This window comes from Edaphobacter lichenicola (assembly GCF_014201315.1).
In the GTDB taxonomy this organism is placed as follows: Bacteria; Acidobacteriota; Terriglobia; order Terriglobales; family Acidobacteriaceae; genus Edaphobacter; species Edaphobacter lichenicola_B.
Genome location: NZ_JACHDY010000014.1, coordinates 1 through 1,148 on the forward strand (window position 1 = coordinate 1; position 1,148 = coordinate 1,148).

The window sequence follows — 1,148 nt, forward strand, 5'->3', positions numbered from 1 at the left end:
GTCGCCGACTATAAGGCCCTCGCGCCTAAGTTCAACCCCACCGGCTTCAGCGCACACGATATCGTCGCCCTCGCCAAATCGTCAGGCATGAAGTACATCGTCATCACCGCCAAGCACCACGACGGCTTCGCCATGTTCGACTCCAAGGCCGACCCCTTCAACATCGTCGCCGCCACTCCTTTCCACCGCGACCCCCTGCGCGAACTAGCCGAAGAGTGCCGCAGGCAAGGCCTTAAACTCGGCTTCTACTATTCGCAGGACCAGGACTGGACCGCTCCCGGAGGCGCAGCCTACAAGACCGGCAACCACCAGCCCCCCACCTTCCACTGGGACAAGGCGCAGGACGGCGACTTCGCCGCCTACCTCCACACCAAGGCCATCCCCCAGCTCAAGGAGCTCCTCACCAACTATGGCAACTTCCCCGCCGTCATCTGGTTCGACACACCCACCAAGGAGATGACGCCCGCCCTCGCCGGCGAGATCGTCGCCCTCCTCAACCAGCACCCGAATCTCATCTGGAACAACCGCCTCGGCGGAAGCTACCCAGGCGACACCGAAACACCTGAGCAGTACATTCCCCCGCAGGGCTTCCCCGGCCGCGACTGGGAGTCCTGCATGACCATGAACGACACCTGGGGCTACAAGGCCTACGATACCAACTTCAAGTCCACCGAGACACTTCTCCGCAACCTCATTGACATCGCTAGCAAAGGCGGCAACTACCTCCTCAACATCGGCCCCGACTCCCACGGCATCGTACCCCCGCCCGAAATTGAGCGTCTCCACCAGATGGGCCAATGGCTATCCGTCAACGGTGAGGCCATCTACAACACCCAGCCCACCCTCTTCGGCGGCGAAGCCGGCTCCTTCAGTACCACGGAGAAGAACAACGAAGGCAAACCCAAATTCATCCCCGCATGGAACTGGCGCTCCACCACAACCGCCAACAAAATCTACATCGAAATCTTCACCTGGCCCAGCGGCGCCTTTCACCTTGGCAGGCTACCCCGCAACGTAACCAGCGCCTATCTACTGGCTGATAAAACTCACAAGTCGTTAAAAATCACACGCACCAGAGAAGGCCTTGATGTCCAGCTTCCCGCAAAAGCGCTCGAACCCATCGCCACCGTCCTCGTTCTCAATACCAA

1 protein-coding gene is annotated in these 1,148 nt (G+C 60.1%); it reads left to right on the forward strand.

Translation table 11 applies throughout. The features are described from left to right. Positions 1 to 1,148 (forward strand): alpha-L-fucosidase (locus HDF09_RS20455; RefSeq protein ID WP_183769326.1); only part of this gene is annotated, 1,148 nt, incomplete at both ends.